This is a genomic window from Novosphingobium sp. 32-60-15 (genome assembly GCF_002280675.1).
GTDB lineage: Bacteria > Pseudomonadota > Alphaproteobacteria > Sphingomonadales > Sphingomonadaceae > Novosphingobium.
The window spans coordinates 48895-67850 of record NZ_NCEN01000003.1 but is presented as its reverse complement, the minus strand read 5'-3'; the positions used below and the strand labels follow the sequence as shown (position 1 = coordinate 67850).

At 58.6% G+C, this 18956-nt stretch carries 12 protein-coding genes; 5 read left to right on the top strand and 7 right to left on the bottom strand.

The genetic code is table 11. The annotated features are described in order from the left end of the window. Positions 1 to 266 precede the first annotated feature (266 nt). The 4 genes from B7Y89_RS03180 to B7Y89_RS03165 all read left to right on the top strand — a co-directional run bounded on the left by B7Y89_RS03180 (position 267) and on the right by B7Y89_RS03165 (position 4966). Positions 267 to 1712 (top strand): porin, encoded by a 1446-nt coding sequence (locus B7Y89_RS03180; RefSeq protein ID WP_292935957.1) that lies wholly within the window; start codon positions 267 to 269, stop codon positions 1710 to 1712. A 186-nt stretch (positions 1713 to 1898) separates the two neighbouring features. Further along, positions 1899 to 2276 (top strand): glycine zipper 2TM domain-containing protein, encoded by a 378-nt coding sequence (locus B7Y89_RS03175; RefSeq protein ID WP_292935671.1) that lies wholly within the window; start codon positions 1899 to 1901, stop codon positions 2274 to 2276. Positions 2277 to 2402: 126 nt separating this feature from the next. Beyond that, positions 2403 to 3674, top strand: a complete 1272-nt coding sequence (locus tag B7Y89_RS03170; RefSeq protein WP_292935669.1) for a cyclopropane-fatty-acyl-phospholipid synthase family protein — start codon at positions 2403 to 2405, stop codon at positions 3672 to 3674. A gap of 77 nt (positions 3675 to 3751) precedes the next feature. Continuing rightward, on the top strand, positions 3752 to 4966 hold the full coding sequence (locus B7Y89_RS03165; protein WP_292935667.1) for an argininosuccinate synthase: 1215 nt from the start codon (positions 3752 to 3754) through the stop codon (positions 4964 to 4966). Between the two features lie 50 nt (positions 4967 to 5016). On the opposite strand, the gene uvrA is transcribed toward B7Y89_RS03165, so the two are convergent. Next, positions 5017 to 7986: an excinuclease ABC subunit UvrA gene (gene uvrA, locus B7Y89_RS03160; protein WP_292935665.1), complete on the bottom strand. Its 2970-nt coding sequence runs from the start codon at positions 7984 to 7986 to the stop codon at positions 5017 to 5019. A 252-nt stretch (positions 7987 to 8238) separates the two neighbouring features. On the opposite strand from uvrA, the gene B7Y89_RS03155 reads away from it, so the two are divergent. Continuing rightward, positions 8239 to 11490 carry a type ISP restriction/modification enzyme gene (locus B7Y89_RS03155; RefSeq protein WP_292935663.1) on the top strand — a complete coding sequence of 1084 codons (3252 nt, stop codon included), beginning with the start codon at positions 8239 to 8241 and terminating at the stop codon, positions 11488 to 11490. A 701-nt stretch (positions 11491 to 12191) separates the two neighbouring features. Here the strand turns inward: B7Y89_RS03155 and rpmE are convergent. From rpmE to B7Y89_RS03125, 6 genes are all read right to left on the bottom strand, one after another. Then, complete coding sequence (rpmE, locus tag B7Y89_RS03150; protein WP_039337458.1) at positions 12192 to 12416, bottom strand: 50S ribosomal protein L31; 225 nt, start codon at positions 12414 to 12416, stop codon at positions 12192 to 12194. A 261-nt stretch (positions 12417 to 12677) separates the two neighbouring features. Continuing rightward, positions 12678 to 13151, bottom strand: a complete 474-nt coding sequence (gene fabZ / locus B7Y89_RS03145) for a 3-hydroxyacyl-ACP dehydratase FabZ (protein ID WP_292935661.1) — start codon at positions 13149 to 13151, stop codon at positions 12678 to 12680. A 24-nt stretch (positions 13152 to 13175) separates the two neighbouring features. Further along, complete coding sequence (locus B7Y89_RS03140; protein WP_292935660.1) at positions 13176 to 13850, bottom strand: OmpH family outer membrane protein; 675 nt, start codon at positions 13848 to 13850, stop codon at positions 13176 to 13178. Further along, positions 13850 to 16465, bottom strand: coding sequence for an outer membrane protein assembly factor BamA (gene bamA / locus B7Y89_RS03135; RefSeq protein WP_292935658.1), 2616 nt, complete (start codon positions 16463 to 16465; stop codon positions 13850 to 13852). The genes B7Y89_RS03140 and bamA overlap by 1 nt, the downstream gene beginning before the upstream one ends. A 208-nt stretch (positions 16466 to 16673) precedes the next feature. Beyond that, a complete protein-coding gene (gene rseP / locus B7Y89_RS03130; RefSeq protein ID WP_292935955.1) occupies positions 16674 to 17789 on the bottom strand; it encodes an RIP metalloprotease RseP in 1116 nt (371 codons plus the stop codon). Between the two features lie 5 nt (positions 17790 to 17794). Next, positions 17795 to 18955, bottom strand: coding sequence for a 1-deoxy-D-xylulose-5-phosphate reductoisomerase (locus tag B7Y89_RS03125; protein ID WP_292935656.1), 1161 nt, complete (start codon positions 18953 to 18955; stop codon positions 17795 to 17797). Position 18956 lies beyond the last annotated feature (1 nt).

Below are 18956 nucleotides of genomic sequence, written 5' to 3'. Positions count from 1 at the left end.
GGCCGTTAGCAGGTGTGCGCGATTAAGTCACGATGGGCAAATGGCTGGGCGCCAAGTGCCACGGCTTGTAATATTTTTCATTTGGAAGACATATTTTTGACGATGGTATCCAATTTGTAACAGACAGTATTATCGATATAATACATATGTTTAATGCCCTAAATTGCGCCAACCAAGTCGTCAGGTAAGTCAATAGACTGTCACATATCCGTCATTTAATGGGGCTAGCGGCCCCTCAACGACGTGTTTTGGAGATTTCAGTGATCATGACGGGCAAGGCATTCCGCGCAGCGCTGGTGGCAAGCGTGTTCCTTAGCGCCGCTGGCGTCGCACAAGCTCAGGCTGCGCCGCAGGATAGCGACGCGAAAATCGCTGATCTTCAGCGCCAGGTGGATGAGTTAAAGGCCATTGTGCGGGCAATGCAGACAGCGCAAATCACCGCCGCGCCTGCTGCTGTTGCTTCACCAGCCACACCTGTGCAGCCGATTCAGCTTGCCACTGCGGCCCCTGTCACTGCCCCTGCCCCTGCCCCTGCCCCTTCGGCATCCCCCGAAAAGAAGAAGGGCTGGTACGACAAGCTGCAAATCCGCGGCTATACCCAGTTGCGCATGAACGAAATCCTGTCGGGTCCCAAAACCGCGGCAACCGGTGTTTCGCGCCTGCGTTCGGTGCAGGATTCGGGGATAAACGAGAACGGCAACCTTTCAATCCGCCGCGCCCGTCTTGTGGTTCAAGGTGAAATATCGAACCGCGTCTCGCTTTATATGCAAGGCGATCTGGCCACATCCGTTGCAGCGCAATCCAGCGGCGAATCGCGTCTGCACTACTTCCAGATGCGCGATGCTTATGCTGATGTGTTCCTTGATGACGCAAAGACCCTGCGTGTGCGCTTTGGCCAATCCAAAGTGCCGTTTGGTTGGGAGAACCTGCAAAGCTCGCAAAACCGCGTCCCGCTTGATCGTACCGACGCTATCAACCAACCGGTTCCAGGTGAACGCGATCTGGGGGTCGTGGCCTATTACACCCCGCCCAAAATTCAGGCGATATGGGATGAACTGGCCAAGGACGGGCAGAAACTGTTCGGCAATTATGGCGCGCTCGGCTTTGGTGTTTACAACGGCCAGACCGTCAACCGCACTGAACGCAACGGCACATACATGATGGTCGGCCTTGCCACGATCCCAATCCGCCTTGATGGTCTTGGTGGGATCTTTGAAGGCCAGGTTGCAGAAATCGGCGCATCGGGCATTCTCAACAAGTTCCGTCCCGAAGTGCGCAGCGGCGGCGTTTCGGCCACCAACTTTACCGACAATCACGTCGGTCTCCACGCGATGATCTATCCGCGTCCTTTGGGTATTCAAGCCGAATGGAAGTGGGGCACCGGCCCGCAGTGGAACCCGGTGACCGGCGCAATTGAGGAAGGTGATTCCACAGGCGGCTATATCATGACGATGTACCGCGCCCCGAAAACCGACATCGGCCAGTTCATCCCCTTTGCCCGCTGGCAGCGTTATCGCGGCGGGTGGAAGGCTGCAACAAACGCCCCGCGGCTCGACGGCGAAGAGTATGAATTCGGCGTGGAATGGCAGCCGATGAAGGAATTCGAGGTTGTCGTATCCTATGCGAACATCAATCGCATCGAAGCCGATGACCGCCGCACTGGCCGCGCCAAGGGCGAAGTGCTGCGCGCCCAAGTGCAATGGAACTATTGATTAGGCCCGGCCTGACCCGCTCCTGCACCGTTCGTCGCATCAGACGAACGGTGCAGCTTGCGCGAAGTGATTGAGCAACAAACAGAAATGCGCGTTCATCTGGGGTTGTGGATCATTTCGCGAAACGCTTCGTTGTAACTGCAATGTCGCCCTTGAGTGGCGATCACGTCTTCGAGGGAGCAAATTATGAAAAAGTCGATCCTGGCCGCCATGATGGCAGCAATTGTCATCCCCGCCGCGCCGGCCTTTGCCGATCCGCCGCGTTGGGCACCGGCCCACGGCCATCGCGCCAAAGAGCGCAATTCGTTGTACGACAGCCGTGGCCGCTATGTCGAACCGCGCCGGGTCAGCAGCAACGATCGCGTTTGGCGCGGCGATGACGGGCGCTACTATTGCAAGCGCAACAACGGCACGACCGGCCTGATCATCGGCGCAGCAGGCGGCGCATTGGCAGGCAGGGCCATCGATACCCGCGGCGAACGTGCCACTGGCACCATCCTTGGCGCTGTTGGCGGTGCACTGCTTGGGCGCGAAATCGAACGGAGCGGCGCGCGCTGCCGTTAATCGGTTAAGGGCGGTAATCCAAAGGGTGGGACCGCAAGGCCCCACCCTTTTTGGCAATTGGCCGATCTGCTCCATATGGGTGACGAATAGTCTTGCGACTTGATCCGTAGCGAATATCTTGTGCCTATGTGGCTCCTCAATCAAATGTTGAAGCGGGTTGTCCGCACTGGCCCGCTTGTCGTGATTGATCACGATGGACGCGAATATTCCTATGGCACCGGCACAGCGCCCGTCACCATCCGCCTGACAGACAAAGGCGCGGCCATGCACATCGCCCGCGACCCCCGCGTCGGGGCGGGCGAGGCTTATATGGATGGACGGTTGGTGGTGGAGCCACCACACGACATCCGTGATTTCATCCTGCTGGTAATGGCCAATGCCAAATCCACTGGCGGGATTGACCGCAAGGGGCCAGTGCGCAAACTTATTGGCAACGTCCTCGCCCGCGCTGACCAGTTCAACCAGCGCGCCAAAGCATCTAAGAACGTCGTCCATCATTATGACCTGACACGCCAGTTCTACGAACTGTTCTTGGACGAGGACCGTCAATATACGATGGCCTATTTCCGCGATCCAGCGAACACGCTGGAGCGAGCGCAGGTTGACAAGAAGGCGCTGATTGCCGCCAAACTTCGGCTTGAACCAGGCCGCGCCGAAGGTATGCGCATTCTTGACATCGGATGCGGCTGGGGCGGGCTCGGCCTTTATCTGAACCGGCATTTCGGCTGCGAGGTACTTGGCGTCAGCCTTGCACCCGATCAGGTGAAGTTTGCGCAGGAACGCGCAACCGCTGCCGGTGTGGCTGACAAGGTCAAGTTCCAGTTGATCGATTACCGCGATGTCACCGGCCAGTTCGATCGCATCACCAGCGTGGGCATGATCGAACATGTCGGCGCACCGCACTTTGCCGAATACTTTGCCAAGACCAATGACCTGCTTGATCCTGATGGTGTGATGCTGACGCATACCATCGGCCGCAGCGGGCCGCCTGGCACAACGGACAAGTGGACGCGCAAGTATATATTTCCCGGCGGCTATATCCCGGCAATGAGCGAACTTGTGTCCGCGCTGGAGAAGACGGGCTGGGAAGTGGGCGATATCGAAGTCTTGCGCTATCATTATGCCTATACTCTTGCCGAATGGTACCGCCGCGCGTGCCAGCACCAGCAGGAAATCGTGGCGCTTTATGACGAGCGATTATTCCGCATGTGGCAGTTCTATCTTGCCGGAGCCGAACAGAGCTTTCGCCACGGCGGCATGGTGAATTTCCACATACAAAGCGTGAAGCGCCGCAGCGCGCTGCCGATGACGCGCGATTATATCCAGCATGAAGCTGCGCGGCTTTCGGCACTGGACGAAGCGCCAAACTGGCATCTTGAACAACAGGCCGCGCAATAGCTGCCAGCCAAAGGTTGCGATCTTGACCCCCGCCTGTTAGGCGCGCGGCGCGCTGTTTCCTCGGGAGTCTTTGACCCATGTCCGATATCAAGAAGGTCGTTCTCGCTTATTCCGGCGGCCTCGACACCTCCGTCATCCTAAAGTGGCTGCAAGTCACCTACAATTGCGAGGTGGTAACCTTCACCGCAGATCTTGGTCAGGGTGAGGAACTGGAGCCGGCACGCGCCAAGGCGAAGCTGATGGGCGTGCCCGATCACAATATCTATATCGACGACCTGCGCGAGGAATTCGTGCGCGATTTCGTGTTCCCGATGATGCGCGCCAATGCCCGGTACGAAGGCGACTATTTGCTAGGCACTTCCATCGCCCGCCCATTGATTTCAAAGCGTCTGATCGAAATCGCCCGTGAAACCGGCGCAGATGCCGTGGCGCATGGCGCGACCGGCAAGGGCAACGATCAAGTACGTTTTGAACTGTCCGCCTATGCGCTGGAGCCCGGCATCAAGGTGATTGCACCGTGGCGCGAGTGGGACCTGACCAGCCGCACCGCGCTGATCGCATGGGCCGAAAAGCACCAGATCCCTGTGCCCAAGGACAAGCGCGGCGAAAGCCCGTTCAGCACCGACGCCAACCTTTTGCACACATCGTCCGAAGGCAAAGTGCTGGAAGATCCGTGGGCCGAAGTGCCTGATTATGTCTATTCGCGCACCGTCAATCCCGAAGACGCGCCCGATGTGCCCGAATACATCACTATTGAATTCCAGCGCGGTGATGGCGTTGGCCTGAATGGCGAGGCGATGAGCCCTGCCACTTTGCTGGCCGCGCTGAACGATCTGGGCCGCAAGCATGGCATTGGCCGGTTGGACCTTGTCGAAAACCGCTTCGTCGGCATGAAGAGCCGGGGCATGTACGAAACGCCGGGCGGCGAAATCTATGCCCGTGCACATCGCGGCATTGAAAGCATCACGCTGGACCGGGGTGCAGCGCACCTTAAAGACGAACTGATGCCCAAATATGCCGAGTTGATTTACAACGGTTTTTGGTTCGCGCCTGAGCGCGAGATGCTGCAGGCGGCGATTGATCACAGTCAGGCACGCGTTAACGGCACCGTCCGGCTGAAGCTGTACAAGGGCAATGCATCGGTTGTCGGCCGCCAATCGCCCGACAGCCTTTATTCCGAACGCCACGTGACGTTTGAGGATGATGCCGGCGCGTATGACCAGAAAGACGCTGCCGGCTTTATCAAGTTGAACGCGCTACGCCTGCGTTTGCTGGCCCAGCAAGGGCGCTGAACGCGTTAAAAACCCCTCCCGTCGCTGAACGGGAGGGGCGTTTGGTGCGATTATCGCACCAACAACGGCGCCAGATAGTGCCCGGTGAAGCTGCGCGCGTTCTTGGCCACCACTTCGGGCGTACCCTCGGCCACGATTTCACCGCCACGCACGCCGCCTTCGGGGCCGAGGTCGATGATCCAGTCGGCGGTTTTGATCACGTCGAGGTTGTGTTCGATCACGACGACGCTGTTGCCCTGCTCCACCAGCCGGTGCAGCACCTCCAGCAACTTGCGCACATCCTCGAAATGCAGGCCCGTCGTCGGTTCATCCAGAATGTAAAGCGTCTGGCCGGTGGAGCGGCGCGCGAGTTCCTTGGCGAGCTTGACGCGCTGCGCCTCACCCCCTGACAGCGTCGTGGCCTGCTGGCCAACCTTCACGTAACCCAGGCCCACTTCGTTGAGCATGTGCATGCGGTCACGGATCGGGGGCACGGCTTTGAAAAACTCCTCGGCGTCCTCGATCGTCATGTCGAGGATGTCGGCGATGGAGTGGCCCTTGAACTTCACTTCGAGCGTTTCGCGGTTGTAGCGGCGGCCTTCGCATTCCTCACACGTCACGTAAACGTCTGGCAGGAAGTGCATTTCGATCTTGATCAGGCCATCGCCCTGACACTTTTCGCAGCGTCCGCCCTTCACGTTGAAGCTGAAGCGGCCCGGTTTGTAACCGCGAGCCGCGGATTCAGGCAGGCCCGCAAACCAATCGCGGATCAGGGTGAAGCTGCCGGTGTAAGTGGCGGGGTTCGAACGCGGGGTGCGGCCGATGGGGGATTGGTCAATCTCGATCACCTTGTCGCAGTGTTCGAGGCCTTTGATGGCATCGTGTGCGCCCGCAATCACGCGCGCGCCGTTCAACTGGCGCGCGGCTCCTGCGTGGAGCGTGTCGATGGTGAAGCTGGACTTGCCCGAGCCGGAGACGCCGGTGACGCAAGTGAAGGTGCCCAACGGAATCTTGGCGCTGACGTTTTGCAGATTGTTGGCGCGCGCGCCCTCAACGCTGATGAACAAGCCATTCCCCTTGCGGCGCTTTTTCGGGACTTCGATGCGGCGCGCGCCCGTCAGGTATTGGCCCGTCAGGCTGTCAGGATTGTCGAGGATGTCCTGCAATTTGCCCTGCGCGACGATCTGCCCGCCGTGGACGCCCGCACCGGGGCCAAGATCGACCACATGATCGGCAGTACGGATGGCGTCTTCGTCATGCTCCACCACGATCACGGTATTGCCCAAATCGCGCAGGCGCTTGAGCGTAATCAGCAGGCGGTCGTTATCGCGCTGGTGCAGGCCGATGGATGGCTCATCGAGCACGTAAAGCACGCCCGACAGGCCGCTGCCGATCTGCGAGGCCAGGCGGATGCGCTGGCTTTCGCCGCCCGACAATGTGCCGCTGGTGCGATCAAGGTTCAGGTAATCAAGCCCGACGTTGTTGAGGAAGCCCAGGCGTTCGTTGATTTCCTTGAGGATGGCCTTGGCGATCTGGCTTTGCTGGCTGGTGAGCTGCGCATCAAGATTACCGTACCATTCCACGGCGGCGGCAACCGAGAAGTGGGTGACGGTGGAGATGTCCGTGCCCGCGACCTTGACGCTCAAGGCTTCGGGTTTGAGGCGTTTGCCGTGGCAGGTTTCGCACGGCTGCGCGGTCTGGAACTTGGACAGTTCCTCGCGCATCCACGCGCTTTCCGTTTGCAAAAGGCGGCGGTTGAGGTTGCCGATCACGCCCTCGAACGCCTTTTGCACGGTGTAGGATTTCTTGCCGTCGATGAACGTCAGGGGCACGGCCTTGCCGCCGGTGCCATACAGGATGATGAGTTGCACCTCGCCCGGAAGGTCTGACCACGGCGTTTCCAGCTTGAACCCGAAATGGCCCGCAAGGCTGGCAAGGACCTGCATGTAATAGGGTGATGGCGGGTTGCTTTTCGCCCAAGGCACCACCGCACCCTGTTTCAACGACAGGTTTTCGTTGGGCACCACCAGTTGCGGATCAAACAGCAGCTTTTCGCCAAGCCCGTCGCATGCAGGGCACGCACCCTGCGGAGCGTTGAACGAGAACAGGCGCGGTTCCAGCGCGTCGATGGTGAAGCCACTGACGGGACAGGCAAATTTTTCGGAAAAGACGATGCGGTTGGCGGGCAGGCCGGTGTTCTTCATGCCCCCCTTTGTTTTGCCCCCTGCCCCGTTCATGTCGAGCGAAGTCGAGACACCTGCGCCCGGCTTCTCGACTTCGCTCGAAGCGAACGGAGTTTGGGTGATGGCCTCAACCGTCGTGTCCGCCAGATCAATGAACGCCAGCCCGTCGGCCAGCTTCAGTGCCTGTTCAAAGCTGTCGGCCAACCGCGTCTGGATGCCGTCTTTCACGGCGATACGGTCAACCACCACTTCGATGTCGTGCTTCAGCTTTTTGTCGAGCGCGGGCGCGTCTTCGATGGCCATCATTTCACCGTCGATGCGGACGCGGGTGTAGCCCGCTTTCTGCCATTCGAGCAGTTCCTTGCGGTATTCCCCCTTGCGGCCACGCACGGCGGGCGCGAGCAGATAGGCGCGGGTGCCTTCTGGCAGGGCCATGACACGATCAACCATCTGGCTGACGGTTTGCGCGGCAATCGGCAGTCCGGTGGCGGGGCTGTAAGGCACCCCGATGCGCGCCCACAGCAGGCGCATGTAATCGTAGATTTCCGTGACCGTGGCTACGGTTGAGCGCGGGTTGCGGCTGGTGGTTTTCTGTTCGATCGAAATGGCAGGCGACAACCCGTCGATGTGTTCAACATCGGGCTTCTGCATCATTTCGAGGAACTGGCGCGCATAGGCCGAGAGCGATTCGACGTAGCGGCGCTGCCCTTCGGCATAGATCGTATCGAACGCGAGGCTGGATTTGCCGGAACCGGAAAGGCCGGTGATGACGATCAGGCTATCACGCGGAAGATCGATATCGATCCCCTTGAGATTGTGTTCACGAGCGCCGCGGACGGAAATTGTATTGAGTGACATGCGCGGCGGTGTTCCATATTTGTTCATGATTGGCAAGTGCCTGCCAAAGCCCCTGCGCGCATGTGGGGAGCGTGCCGTCCCGGTGCAATATGGGCTTTGGGTACGGATGTGACTTTACGCACCGACACGCGGGCGGTCCTGCCCGAATAGAAAGGAATTACGCAAAGGGCCGTCATTGAATTTCGAACAATTCATCGAACGCTGGCGCACGAACGAAGGCGGGGCCGAACGGCTTCACGGAGCGATTACGCAATGAGCGTGCATACCGAGGCAGACAGTTTCCGTGGTTTGGATATTGCCGGTTACGTCAACAAAGTCAGGAAGTTATATCAAGGCGGGCAGACGACAGAGCACAGCTTCAGACCCGCGCTGGCTGAACTGTTCAGTTCTATCAACCCTGCCATCACGGTCATCAACGAGCCGAAGCGCAAAACCGATGTAGGCGCACCGGACTTTGTTTTCATGCGCAAGGATGTGGCTGCGGGTTGGTGCGAAGCAAAGGACCTTGGCAAAGATGTGCGCAGATTTGCAGCCAACGATTACAGCAAAGAGCAAAAGGTCCGCTACACCAAGGGCTTGCCGAACCTGATTTACACCAACGGTTTCGATTTCGAGTTCATCCGCAAAGGCGAGAGTATCGCGTTTGTTACCGTAGCGGACCTTATCCCCACACTGCCTGCCCGCCCGCAGGAGTTTGCGGCGCTCGAAGCGCTGCTGCGCGATTTCGTGAACCAGTCACCCATCAGCATAAACAGCGCGCGCCATCTGGCCGAGATGATGGCGGGCAAAGCGGCCATTATCAAAGACATCATGGCACGTGCGCTGATTGCCGATACACAGGCGGGCATCAACAGTGAACTGGTAGGGCAGCATGAGGCGTTCAAGGCAAGCCTGCTGCATGACATAACGGTTGCCGAATTTGCCGATATCTATGCCGAAACCATCGCCTATGGCCTGTTTGCGGCGCGTCTGCATGATAGCTCGGTGGAAACATTCAGCAGGCAGGAGGCGCTGGACCTGCTGCCAAAATCGAACCCGTTTTTGCGCAGCCTGTTCGGGTACATTGCCGGGATCGAACTGGACGACCGTCTGCGCTGGGTGATTGACGAGTTGTGCGACGTGTTCCGCGCCACGGACTTGCACGATATCCTGAAAGACTTCGGCAAATTCACCGGGCGCAATGACCCGTTTCTGCATTTCTACGAAACCTTCCTGTCTGAATATAACCCGGCCAAACGCAAGGCGCGCGGTGTTTGGTACACGCCGGAACCGGTTGTGAACTTCATTGTGCGCGCCGTGGACGAAGTGCTTGTGAAAGAGTTCGGCCTTGCCGACGGGCTGGCCGATACCAGCAAGGTCACGATCGACTGGGATACCGGGCAGAACGACCCGAAGACCGGCAATCCGGCAACCATCCGCAAAGACGTTCACCGTGTGCAGGTGCTTGACCCTGCAACCGGCACCGGCACATTCCTTGCCGAAGCGATAAAGCTGGTGGCCAACAGGGTAAAGAACGTCGCACCGGGCCAATGGTCGGCCTATGTTGAAAATGACCTGATCCCGCGCTTGCACGGCTTTGAATTGCTCATGGCCAGTTATGCCATGTGTCACATGAAGCTGGACATGATCCTTGGCGAGCTTGGCTATATTCCTTCGGCCAGTTCGCCGCGTCTGGGTGTCTATCTGACAAACAGCCTGGATGACGGCGAAAGGGTGGAACAATCGCTGCCCTTCATGGGCCTGCAACGCGCCATCGCCGAAGAATCAAAGCTGGCCAACAACCTCAAGCGCCAGACCCCGATCATGTGCGTCATCGGCAATCCGCCCTATTCGGGTGAAAGCGCCAACAAAGGCGCGTGGATTTCAGGCTTGATGGAGGCTTACAAAAAGGAGCCGGGCGGCATCCAGAAGCTGCAAGAGCGCAATCCCAAGTGGATCAATGATGACTATGTGAAATTCATCCGCCTTGCCGAACATATGATTGCCAAGAATGGCGAGGGCGTTTTGGGCTTCATCACCAACCACGGTTATCTGGACAACCCCACCTTTCGCGGGATGCGCTGGCAACTGATGGAGAGTTTTGACCAGATTTACGTTCTGGACCTGCACGGCAATTCCAAGAAAAAGGAAGTTTGCCCCGACGGTTCGCCCGACAAGAACGTGTTCGACATCATGCAGGGCGTGGCGATCATCGTGGCGGTAAAGCGGCGCCATACAGACAAGGCGGCCAAGCCTTTGGCAAAAGTGTGGCACGGTGACTTGTGGGGCAGCCGCGGTTTCAAGAACATCAAGCTATGGGACAGCAACATGTCTGCGCTTGCCGCAACGCCCTTGCCGCCCAAAGCGCCACAATATCCGTTTGTCGCCCGCAATTATGGCGTGGAAGACGTATACTCGAAGGGCTTTTCCATTGCCGAGCTTATGCCGGTCAATTCTGTCGGCATTGTCACCGCACGCGATGAATTGACGATAGACATGGACCGGGAGGCGCTTTGGAACCGCGTCCAGGACTTTACCAAGACTGATGTCGAAACTTTGCGGACGCGGTATAATCTGGGAGAAGATGCGCGCGATTGGAGAGTTGCATGGGCCAAGGCGGATTTGATAGCCGATCTTACACCAACACGCCTTGCGCCCATCGCTTACAGACCTTTTGACACGCGTTGGACTTTTTACACGGGAAAGTCCCGTGGCTTTCACTGCTACCCGCGCAATGATGTAATGCGGCATCTGGCTGGATTGCGGAACCTATCCATGATGTTGCCAAAGCAGACAAAAGACGGTCTAGGCGCTTTGGCTAGCGCGACAATTGCGGGGCACAAAGCATTTAGCGGCTTTGATATAACTACGAATTTCCCCCTTTACATTCATCCAGAAGAAGGCACGTTAGACCAGACCATTCGTGTCAACTTCAACCCGGCGCTCTACGCGAAAATCCAGGAGGCGGCTGGCTTGTCCGGCCCTTCCCCTGCACCCGATGGCAGCGATGATTTCCGCCGCGCGACCGGTGCGGCCCGCCCCGATGAGGTGAAGGTTTTCGACTACATCTATGCCGTGCTGCATTGCCCCGCCTATCGCGAGACATATGCGCAATTCCTCAAGATCGATTTTCCGCGCATTCCATATCCCGCAAATCCCGAAACCTTCACCGCGTTAAGCGAACAGGGCGAAGCCTTGCGCCGCCTGCATCTGATGGAGGCGGACGCCGTTGGTGAAACGCCCTTCCCCTTTCAGGGAGACGGCAACAGCGTGGTGAACAAACCGCGCTTTGAACCCGGCCTGCAAACCGGCAAAGTGTGGATCAACGACGAGCAGTATTTCGAAGGCGTGCCCGCACAGGCATGGGAGCACCACATCGGCGGATACCAGCCCGCGCAAAAATGGCTGAAAGACCGCAAGGGTCGCAAACTCGATTGGCAAGACATCCGCCACTATCAGTCAATCATCAAGATCCTGTCCGAAACCGGCCGGATCATGGGTAAAATCGACATGCCTGCAACCTGACGCCAAAGCGCCTTTGAATTAGCCCCGCTCTGCGCTCGGCCTCCCGTGAGCGGGAGGGGAGAAGAAGGGCGTTAACAATGTCGAAACCATACAATTGTTTACCGGTGTCTGGTGGTATAGACCGTCCCTATGGTCATGCCCCTGCCCCAACGTAGCCTGCCTCTTGCCCAGCACCTGTTCTGTGGTGCCGAGGGTGCATGCGATGAACGGCCGGCGATCTCGATGAAAGTACGCGACAGCTTTCCATCAAACTTCGCCGCCGATTTTGCCGCCGCGATGGTAGAACACTGGCCCGATAAACTTGAGCACCCAGCCATCACGCGCTGACTTGTCGGCGGGTTGGGTTGACGGTCATTCCCATAGAGCAAGGTAAACCCCATATTCCGTCATGCTGAACTTGTTTCAGCATCCATTCCTCCCCACAAACCGCCGTGTGACTGGATGGATGGACCCTGAAACAAGTTCAGGGTGACGCAAAAGGGGTAACGTATGCGGACGGGATACTCGCCAACTTGTTTCAGGGTCTATTCTCCATTCAAACCAGCGGTGCTTTGGGAGAGATGGACCCCGGATCAAGTCCGGGGTGACGGGGTTAAGGGTTTACGTTGCCGAGCGGGATAGCTGGAGTTCCTTGGCAGGCAGCGGAAACGAAAAAGGGCGACCCTTGGGGCCGCCCTTTTTGTTTGTGATGCGCGAAGCGATTAACGCTTGAGCGACAGGCCACCGAAGCGCTTGTTGAACTGGGCAACGCGGCCGCCTTGATCAAGCTGGCGCGTACCACCGGTCCATGCCGGGTGCGACGTGGGATCGATTTCGAGAGCGAGCGTATCGCCTTCTTTGCCCCAGGTGGAGCGGGTTTCGAAAACGGTGCCGTCAGTCATCTGCACCTTGATCATGTGGTAGTCGGGGTGAATGCCAGTCTTCATGAGTCTAACTCCGGTACGCAGCCGGTTCCGACCGGCCACAAGAATCTCTAAGGGCGCGCGCCTAGCGTAATGGCGCGCCGTTGTCCAGCTTCGCATCTATCCGGTTCGGCAATGCACATCCCCAAGTCCGTCATGCTGAACTTGTTTCAGCATCCATCTATCAACGCGCACGGTCGTTCGTGGGGAGAAATGGACCCTGAAACAAGTTCAGGGTGACGGTGGTTTGCTTGCGGTGCCGGATTAGACAACCGCAGGATAGCTTCAGGCGTCGGCGATCATCGCGGTGAAGCTGACTTCGCAGGTGACCTTGTCGCCGATCATCGCTTTTCCGGCGAATTTGCACACGCGCGAACGCTTTTGCGTGAATTCGACGTGAAGATCGAGAAGGACGCCGGGTTCCACAGGGTTGCGGAACTTGGCCTCTTCAATCGCCATGAAATAGACCAGCTTGCCAGAGCCCGCGAGGCCGAGCGATTCGACCGCAAGGACGCCCGCAGCCTGTGCCAGCGCCTCGATCTGGAGGACGCCGGGCATGATCGGACGGCCGGGAAAATGGCCCTGAAAGAACTGCTCGTTCATCGACACGGCCTTTACCGCGTGGATGCGTTCGTTCAGCGTCAATGACGCCACGCGATCCACCAGCAGCAAGGGATAGCGATGCGGCAGCGCCGCCATCACCTTGCGCACGTCATAATCGACGAGGACACCGTTGGGTGCAGTTGTTTCTTCGGTCATGGCCCCGGCCTTCGCAATCTGTCTTTAGCGGCCTTCAGGCGCCTTCTTGGCGGGCTGTGCAGCACCGGCAGCGGCGGCCTGTTGTGCAGCGGCCTGAGCCTGCTGTTCACGCTGGGCGCGTGGCAGCCAGCCTGCTGGCGGGACGAGCGAGGCTGAAGGGATCAGCTTGTTCAGTTCAACCAGAATGTCCTGATTGAGGTTGTAGGTCTGGCCTGCCTTGATCACGGCTTGTGAATCAAGCACGACCGAGACCTTCTTCTTGTCCATCGCCGCCTGGGTTGCGCCGTCCAGCTTGTCGCCAATCTGTTCAAGCACATATTGCTGTGACAGGTTCAGCGGTTCAAGGATCTTCTGGATTTCAGCTTCGCCAGCCTGCTGGATGCCCTGAATCTGTTCGTACTGCTGCTGCAGCGCGGCGCGGTTCGGATTGGCAGCCTTGGAATCGGCTTCCAGCTTGGTGATCAGCGGGCGCAGTTGCGCTTCGATCTGGCCCTTGCGGACATTGGCCTGATCGATCTGCGGCTTGTACGTAACAGGGCGCTGCTGCTGCGAGATCTTGTACGCTTCGGATGCGGCGACAACGGCTGGCGGGTTGGCAATGGCGATGCCCGAAACGATGGCCTGTGCCGAAGCGGCGACAGGTGCAACAGAAGCAAGGGCGATGCCTGCGAGAAGCGCGGCGGCAAAACGAATTTTCATCAGAACTGGGTTCCCACGTTGAATGTGAAAGTCTTAGGATCGTCGCCATCAACCTTTTTCAGGACTCTGGCAAAATCGAGGCGGAACGGGCCGAATGGCGAGTTCCAGTTCACGCCGATACCGACGGAAACACGCGGCGATGGTGTGTCGCCGACGAATACTTCGTTGAAGGTTTGATTGGGCGTGCCGTTGGACGTGCCGTCAGCAGCCGTCGGGCTGGCAGTTGGTCTGCCGGTGAGGACATCGGTGTAGATGCTTTGCGGATTGACCAGACCAGCGGGCAAGGGATTGGTGATGCCCCACACTGCGCCTGCATCGACATAGATCGACGGACGAAGGCCCAGTTCGCGCGCGCCAGAGCCCAATGGAATTTCGAGTTCGGCGCGGGTCAGGTAATAATATTTACCACCGAGCGCGTCATCGACCCACTGGTTGCGATCCTGCGTTTCAACGCCGTTGACGATCTGTTTGCGCAAAACGCGCGGGCCAACACCGCGAATGTCGAAACCACGGATTTGCGGTTCGCCCAGGAAGAAGCGGTCCGTCAGCAGAACGTCATCAACCGTCGGGTCATTCGAGCGGTTGCGCAGCGGTTTGATCGCGCCGCCTTCACCGCGCACCGAGAAGATGAAGCCGCTGCCGACCGACCAGAAGCGCGAGGCATTTGCGGTGACGCGGGCGTAACGCACCGAGCCGCCAAGGCCCGCAAAATCGGCGCCCAGCACGAACTGGCTGCCGCGTGTCGGACGCATGCGGTTATCCAGCGAGTCATAGACCAGCGATGCGCCAAGAATGGAGCTGGTCCGCTTGCCAATGGCATCACACAAATAGCGGCCTGCCAGCAAGATGCTGCACTGACCGTTGATATAGAACGTGTTTTGATCAAGCGTCACGTCATCAATGTTGAACGTGTAACGCCCGATCAGCGACATGAATTCGGTCAACGGCACACCCACGCGCGCCGAGAAACCGGTGGTCGCCTGCTTGTACGTGGTGTTGCGGTTTGAATTGAATTGGTTGAAGCTGTTCAAATCGCGGCGGTAAACGTCCACGCCCATCGAGATGTTCTTGTCGAACACGTATGGTTCGGTGAAGCTGACCTGCACCGAGCGCGAGAAACGCGAATAATCAACCGAGAGGCCGACAGTCTGCCCGCGCCCACGGAAGTTGTTCTGGCGGATCGAGCCCTGGAAGATGAAGCTTTCAAGGCTGGAGAAGCCTGCTGACAATTGCAGTTCGCCGGTGGGGCGTTCTTCGATGTTGGCTTCCAGAATGATGCGATCCGGCGCGCTGCCGGGCTTCTGCTCAATCTCGAACTTTTCCTGGAAATACCCCAGCGACTTGATGCGGTTGGACGAGCGCTTGATCTGGAAGGTGTTGAACGCATCACCTTCGGAAATGCGAAACTCGCGGCGCACGACCTTGTCTTGCGTCAGCGTATTGCCGTTGACGTCAACGCGTTCGACATAGACGCGCGGTGCCTCGGCAATGCGAAAGGTGACCGACATTGTCAGGTCATCCTTGTTGCGCGCAAAATCAGGGCGGACATCGGCAAAGGCATAGCCGAACGCGCCTGCGGTTTCGGTCAGGCCATCGACCTGATCTTCGACCATCTTGGCGTTGTACCAATCACCCGCCTTCATCGGCAGGCGGGCTGCAAGCTTGTCACCATCAAAATCGCGCAGCTGGCTGTCAATCTTGACGTCGCCAAACTTGTACCGGTCACCTTCTTCGACGACGTAAGTGATGATGAAATCGCGCTTGTCCGGCGTGAGTTCTGCCACGGCCGAGACAACGCGGAAATCGGCGTAGCCTTCGGTCAGGTAGAACTGGCGCATTTTCTGCTGGTCGAACGCCAGACGATCAGGATCGTAGCTGGTGCCGGACGAGAACAGGCGGAAGAAGCGCGCCTGCTTGGTCACCATTTCGCCGCGCAGCTTGCCATCGCCGAATTTTTCGTTGCCGATGATGTTGATCTGGCGAACCTTGGACTTTGGCCCTTCGCTGATTTCGAACACGATATCGACGCGGTTCTGTTCCAGCATCACCATCTTGGGCTCAACCGAAGCTGCAAAGCGGCCCTGACGCTTGTACAGTTCGATGATGCGGGCAACGTCGGCGCGGACTTTTGACCGCGTGAAGATCTGGCGCGCGGCGAGTTTGATTTCGGGCAGGATCTTGTCTTCCTTGAGGCGCTTGTTGCCTTCAAGGATGATGCGGTTGATCACCGGGTTCTCTTTAACCTGAATGACCACATCGCCGCCATTGTTGCGCAGCGATACATCGGCGAACAGTTCAGTCGCGTAGAGGTCTTTCAGGGCCTGATCGCCCAGTGCCTGGGTATAGGTCTGGCCGGGGCGCAGGCGGATATACGACAGGATCGTATCGGATTCGAGACGCTGCGAACCATCAATGGTTACGGTGCGGATCGTATCGCCAACCGGAACAGGTGCCGGTGCCGGAGGTGCCGCAGGGGCTGGAGCGGCAGGGCGCACTGCTTGCGCCGAAGCGGCATGTGGCGCCACAACAAGCGCGCTTGTGGCCAGCAGGGCTGCGCAGAGCGGCGACGCTTTTGCGTGCCGAAGTGCGGCCTGACCTGCGTTACGTGCAATCATCACCAAGCGTCATCCCGTGTGTTGTGGCGACAAAACGCCCAAATAGAGCCCCGGTCGCAGCAAGCAATGTTGCCCCTTGCCCCATGCCACAAGGCCAATCAAGCAAACATTGCCGTGCATTTCTGTTGAAAGATAATCTGTAGAACTATCCCGCCATTACTCATGCCTAGCAGGGCATGCAGCAATGGCCGTTATCCTCCAATTCGATTTAACCCCCAAACACCTTCAGGGAAGCTACATCGTTGAACGTGACGAACACCATCAATGCCATGACAAACGCGATGCCGGTGCGGAATGCCCACTCCTGCCCGCGCTGGCCAACCGGCTTTCTTCGAATGGCTTCTGCCGCGTAGAAAGCGAGGTGGCCGCCGTCGAGAACCGGAATTGGCAGGAGGTTAATGAACCCCAAGTTAATCGAGATGAGCGCCACGAAACCAATGAACGCTTGCCAGCCCGAAACGAGTTGTTCGCCCGAGTATTTGGCGATCTTTATCGGGCCGCCAAGCTCTTTAACTTCGCGTTTTCCGGTGATGATCTGGCCGATGCCGGTAACCATCATGCCGATGATGCCACCGGTTTGTTTTACGCCCTCGACCAGCGCGGTGCCGGGGCCAACCTTTACGACTTCATAGCTTTTGGGACCAATGCCGAGGAAGCCGATCTTCTGCGTGTTGCCGAAGCGATCACTTTCCACCTTCACCGCAGCGGTGGTGGCGATTTCCACCTGACGGCCTTCGCGCAGGATCACCATATCAAGCGGATCGCCGGGAAACTGGCCAATTTCAAGCCGGACATCGAGGAACGATCCCATGGCCTTGCCTCGGATGGACACAACGCGGTCATCCTCTTTCAGGCCAGCGCGTTCCGCCACAGAACCTGCCATGACCTGGCCGATGACGGGCGGCACTTCGACTTTGCCATAAGCCAGCGTGAACCCCGCAAGGATCAGCACCGCAAAAAGCAGGTTGGTGATCGGGCCAGCCAAAACGATGAGCGAACGCTGCCACAAGGGCTTTGACGGGAACGTACGATTGCGTTCTTCGGCAGGTAACGCGAGCCATTCAGCGGTAGGCTGGCTTGCCGGGTTCATATCACCGGCAAACTGGACATAACCGCCCAAGGGCAGCGCGCTGAGCTTCCAGCGGGTGCCGCGTTTGTCTGTCCAGCCGAACAGTTCCTTGCCAAAGCCGATGGAGAAGACATTGGCCTTCACCCCGAACCAGCGCCCGACGATGTAGTGGCCGAATTCGTGAATGAATACGAGCGGCCCCAATACCAGCACAAACGCCAGCAGCGTAGTCAGGATTCCGGGGCTTTCCAGCATTGGCATCAGCGCACAGGCTCCATCATTTCACGCGCCCTTGCCCGCGCTTCGGCATCAACCGCGATGACATCTTCAAGGCAGGTTGGCGTAGGCGCAAGTTTAAGGGACAGCACATTTTCAACCGATTGCACGATGCGGGTGAACCCAATCTGACTGTTCAGGAATGCGGCCACGGCAATTTCGTTGGCGGCATTCATCACGGCAGGGGCTGCGCCGCCTTCGATCACGGCGGCACGGGCAAGGCGCGTGGCGGGAAAGCGCGTTTCATCGGGCGCGCGGAAGGTAAGCTGGCCGATGGCGGCAAGATCGAGCGGCGAGCACGGCGTGTCCATGCGCGCGGGCCACGCCAGCGCCGAGGCGATCGGCACGCGCATGTCCGAGGGCCCAAGTTGCGCGAGGGTAGAGCCATCGCGATATTCGACCATCGAATGGACGATGGACTGCGGGTGAACGATGATGCGCAAGCGTTCGACGCCGACTGGGAACAAGTGATAGGCTTCGATAAATTCGAGGCCCTTGTTCATCATCGTGGCGGAATCAACGCTGATCTTTGCGCCCATTGACCAGTTGGGGTGTTTGACCGCCTCGGCAGGGGTGGCTTTTTCGAGCTGTTCCAGCGACCAATCGCGGAACGGGCCGCCACTTGCGGTGAGCGTGATGGCGTGGACATGCGCGATATCGTTGCCCTGAAGGCACTGGAAGATTGCGTTGTGTTCGGAATCGACCGGCAGCAGGGTTGCGCCATGGCGGGCGACGGCAGCGGTCATCACATCGCCTGCCGAAACGAGCGCTTCCTTGTTCGCCAGCGCAATTACGCCGCCTTGCTCAATCGCGGCCATGGTGGGGGCAAGGCCTGCGCAACCGACGATGGCGGCGACGGTGACATCTGCGCCGCGCGCGGCCGCTTCGATCAAGGCGGCAAGACCGGCGGCGGCTTCGATGGTGGTTCCATCCAGAGCCTCACGCAAGGCGGGCAGCGCGGCTTCATCGGAAACGACAGCGATTTCGGCCTGGAATTCGCGTGCCAGGGCGGCGAGTTCGGCAGCGCTGCTATGGGCAGTCAGCGCCACGACGCGCCATTCATCACGGTGCCGCCGGATCAGATCGAGGGTGGAAGCGCCAATCGATCCGGTAGCGCCAAGGACGGTGATCGAGCGGCTCTTCATA

Excerpts from the sequence above, each read along its gene's own strand:
- bamA (WP_292935658.1), bottom strand. The coding sequence starts at position 16,465 with ATGATTGCACGTAACGCAGGTCAGGCCGCACTTCGGCACGCAAAAGCG.
- rseP (WP_292935955.1), bottom strand. The coding sequence starts at position 17,789 with ATGCTGGAAAGCCCCGGAATCCTGACTACGCTGCTGGCGTTTGTGCTG.
- B7Y89_RS03125 (WP_292935656.1), bottom strand. The coding sequence starts at position 18,955 with ATGAAGAGCCGCTCGATCACCGTCCTTGGCGCTACCGGATCGATTGGC.
- uvrA (WP_292935665.1), bottom strand. The coding sequence starts at position 7,986 with ATGTCACTCAATACAATTTCCGTCCGCGGCGCTCGTGAACACAATCTC.
- B7Y89_RS03155 (WP_292935663.1), top strand. The coding sequence starts at position 8,239 with ATGAGCGTGCATACCGAGGCAGACAGTTTCCGTGGTTTGGATATTGCC.
- B7Y89_RS03175 (WP_292935671.1), top strand. The coding sequence starts at position 1,899 with ATGAAAAAGTCGATCCTGGCCGCCATGATGGCAGCAATTGTCATCCCC.
- rpmE (WP_039337458.1), bottom strand. The coding sequence starts at position 12,416 with ATGAAGACTGGCATTCACCCCGACTACCACATGATCAAGGTGCAGATG.
- B7Y89_RS03165 (WP_292935667.1), top strand. The coding sequence starts at position 3,752 with ATGTCCGATATCAAGAAGGTCGTTCTCGCTTATTCCGGCGGCCTCGAC.
- B7Y89_RS03180 (WP_292935957.1), top strand. The coding sequence starts at position 267 with ATGACGGGCAAGGCATTCCGCGCAGCGCTGGTGGCAAGCGTGTTCCTT.
- B7Y89_RS03170 (WP_292935669.1), top strand. The coding sequence starts at position 2,403 with ATGTGGCTCCTCAATCAAATGTTGAAGCGGGTTGTCCGCACTGGCCCG.
- B7Y89_RS03140 (WP_292935660.1), bottom strand. The coding sequence starts at position 13,850 with ATGAAAATTCGTTTTGCCGCCGCGCTTCTCGCAGGCATCGCCCTTGCT.
- fabZ (WP_292935661.1), bottom strand. The coding sequence starts at position 13,151 with ATGACCGAAGAAACAACTGCACCCAACGGTGTCCTCGTCGATTATGAC.